The organism is Streptomyces sp. WAC06614, assembly GCF_003949795.1.
Classification (GTDB): Bacteria; Actinomycetota; Actinomycetes; order Streptomycetales; family Streptomycetaceae; genus Streptomyces.
On record NZ_RPRY01000533.1, the window covers coordinates 1 to 2968 of the forward strand.

The 2968-nt window shown below is 72.7% G+C and carries 3 protein-coding genes; 1 reads left to right on the forward strand and 2 read right to left on the reverse strand.

The annotated features are described in order from the left end of the window. Positions 1 to 72 precede the first annotated feature (72 nt). Together EF918_RS34280 and EF918_RS34285 are read right to left on the reverse strand one after the other, a co-directional pair. Positions 73 to 1437: a phosphomannomutase/phosphoglucomutase gene (locus EF918_RS34280; protein WP_125652778.1), complete on the reverse strand. Its 1365-nt coding sequence runs from the start codon at positions 1435 to 1437 to the stop codon at positions 73 to 75. A 77-nt stretch (positions 1438 to 1514) separates the two neighbouring features. Next, on the reverse strand, positions 1515 to 1940 hold the full coding sequence (locus EF918_RS34285) for a DUF3499 domain-containing protein (RefSeq protein WP_125652779.1): 426 nt from the start codon (positions 1938 to 1940) through the stop codon (positions 1515 to 1517). A gap of 265 nt (positions 1941 to 2205) precedes the next feature. Between EF918_RS34285 and EF918_RS34290 the strand changes: the two genes are divergently transcribed. Next, a complete protein-coding gene (locus EF918_RS34290; RefSeq protein WP_125652780.1) occupies positions 2206 to 2712 on the forward strand; it encodes a metallopeptidase family protein in 507 nt (168 codons plus the stop codon). The last annotated feature ends 256 nt before the right edge of the window (positions 2713 to 2968 follow it).

Consider the following 2968-nt stretch of genomic DNA (forward strand, 5'->3'; position numbering starts at 1 on the left):
CCCGCATCCGCGACGAGGTCCTGGCCCTGGTCCGCGCGTAGCCCCGCGGGGGGCGGCCGGCCCCCCGCGGGGCTACGCGCGGACCAGGGCCAGGACCTCGTCGCGGATGCGGGTCAGGGTGGTGGTGTCGCGGGCCTCGACGTTCAGGCGGAGGAGGGGCTCCGTGTTGGACGGGCGGAGGTTGAACCACCAGTCGGCCGTGGCGACCGTGAGGCCGTCCAGCTCGTCGAAGGTGACGCCCTCCTGGCCGGCGTACGCGGCCTTGACCGCGGCGGTGCGGCCGGCCTGGTCGGCCACGGTCGAGTTGATCTCGCCCGAGCCCACGTAGCGGTCGTAGGAGGAGACCAGCGCGGACAGCGGGCCGTCCTGGTTGCCCAGGGCGGCCAGGACGTGCAGCGCGGCCAGCATGCCGGTGTCCGCGTTCCAGAAGTCCTTGAAGTAGTAGTGCGCGGAGTGCTCACCGCCGAAGATGGCGCCGGTCGCGGCCATCTCCTGCTTGATGAACGAGTGGCCCACGCGGGTGCGCACCGGGGTGCCGCCGTGCTCCCTGACGACCTCGGGGACCGACCACGAGGTGATCAGGTTGTGGATGACCGTGCCCTTGCCGCCGTGGCGGTCGAGCTCGCGCGCCGCGACCAGGGCCGTGATGGCGGACGGGGACACGCCCTCGCCGCGCTCGTCCACGACGAAGCAGCGGTCGGCGTCGCCGTCGAAGGCGAGGCCCAGGTCGGCGCCCTCGGCCTTCACGCGGGCCTGGAGGTCCACGATGTTCTTCGGGTCGAGGGGGTTGGCCTCGTGGTTCGGGAAGGTGCCGTCCAGCTCGAAGTACATCGGGACGAGTTCCAGCGGCAGGCCCTCGAAGACCGTGGGGACGGTGTGGCCGCCCATGCCGTTGCCCGCGTCCACGACGACCTTCAGCGGGCGGATCTGCGTGAGGTCCACCAGGGTGCGCAGGTGCGCGGCGTAGCCGACGAGGACGTCCTGCTCCGTGATGCTGCCCGGCTGCGCGACCGGCTCCGGGGCGCCCTCGTCCGACCAGCGCTCGGCCAGCTCGCGGATCTGGGCGAGGCCGGTGTCCTGGCCGACGGGCGCGGCGCCGGCGCGGCACAGCTTGATGCCGTTGTACTGGGCCGGGTTGTGCGAGGCGGTGAACATGGCACCGGGCAGGTCCAGCGCGCCCGAGGCGTAGTACAGCTGGTCGGTGGAGCACAGGCCGATCAGGGTGACGTCCGCGCCGCGGGAGGTCGCGCCGCGCGCGAAGGCGCCCGACAGGCCCGGCGACGAGGGCCGCATGTCGTGGCCGACGACGATCGCGTCGGCGCCCGTGACCTCGACGAACGCGGCTCCGAACAGTTCGGCGAGGCGCTCGTCCCACTCGTCCGGGACGACGCCACGTACGTCGTACGCCTTGACGATGTTCGAAAGATCAGCGGCCACTGCCTGCCCTCCTGAGGTTCTGTGCGGTGGAGCAAACCTACCCTGAGCGGCGCGGGGCTCTTCGGATGATCCGGATGTCAGGGTTCCGGCGATCGCAGGACGCGCAGATGTCCGCGACGCGTCTCGCCGGTGCGGGACCCGCCGGTTCCGCCGCCGCCGGCCTCCGCGGCACGCTCGTGCGGCCGAGCCGCTTCCCGTACGGCGTTGGCCAAGGCTTCGAGGTCGTCGCCGGTGGGGCGGGACGGCGCGGAACCGTCGGACAGACGTACGACCTCCCAGCCGCGCGGCGCGGTCAGGCGCTCGCTGTGCTCGGCGCACAGGTCGTAGCAGTGGGGTTCGGCGTAGGTGGCGAGCGGGCCGAGGACTGCGGTCGAATCGGCGTAGACGTACGTCAGTGTTGCGACGGCAGGGCGGCCGCACGCGGTGCGCGAACAGCGACGTACAAGGCTCACGACGTTGGACGGTACCGCACTCTTGACCGGGCCGCGACGACTCTCCCCCAGCTCACTCCCCCGTGTCGTGGCGTGATCTCGACCATGGGATCGGTCACGAGGTGGTACGGATCGCAACAATCTGGGTGGGTCGGGCGGTCGCCGACAGGCCAGGAACGGGCCGGACCGTGGCCGGAACGGTCAGGGGAACGGTCACGGGAACGGCTGTGGGAACGGTCGCGGGAACGGTCGTGGGAACGGTCATGCGACGACATCTGGCCAGGGGCGTGGCGATGGGGGCGCCCGGGGCACGGGCGGGAGCTACCCTGCGTGCGTGATGGACACCCCGCTGACCCCCCGCCCCGGCGAGCGCCCCCAGGAACCGCACAAGGAGCCGCGCAAGGAGCCGCGCAAGGAGCCGCGTACGCGGCGGCGTGACCGGCACGGTCGGGGGATGCGGGGGCCGGTCGCCCCGCCGCAGGTGCCGTTGTCCGCGAGTCGCGCGGAGCTCTTCGGGGACCTGGTGCAGGACTCCGTGGAGCGGCTGGAGCGGAGGTGGCCGCAGCTGGCCGAGGTGGAGTTCGTGGTGGCCGAGGTCCCGGGCGTGCCGGGGGCGGCCGGCGGCGCCGAGGGCTGGAGCGACGAGGCCGTGCCGCTGGGGGGCGTGGCCCCCGCGCAGGGTGGGCGGCCGCCGAGGATCTTGGTGTACCGCAGGCCGGTGGAGATCCGGAGCAAGTCACGGGACGAGCGGGCGTTGCTCGTGCACGAGATCGTGGTCGAGCAGGTGGCTGAGTTGTTGGGGCTGTCGCCCGAGACCGTGGATCCGCGTTACGGGCAGGACTAGGTCCCGCCGCTCCGGCGGGCGCCGCCGCTCGGCCGGCCTCCGCCGTCACGCCGCTGCCCGCCGTGGGGGCTGCTCGCGCAGTTCCCCGCGCCCCCGGGGAGTTCCTGACGTCCCTCGACCGTCCGCCGGTGGGGGTTGCTCGCGCAGTTCCCCGCGCCCCTGGGGGGTCTAGTGGGTCAGGATGGTGAGGTTTTGGTGGGGGTGGGGGACTTCTACTGTGCTGTGGTCGTTCGTCAGGGGTTGGGTGGTGAACCAC

What these genes read in the sequence shown, in the direction of transcription:
- EF918_RS34290 (WP_125652780.1), top strand. Translation starts at nt 2,206, where the DNA reads ATGGACACCCCGCTGACCCCCCGCCCCGGCGAGCGCCCCCAGGAACCG.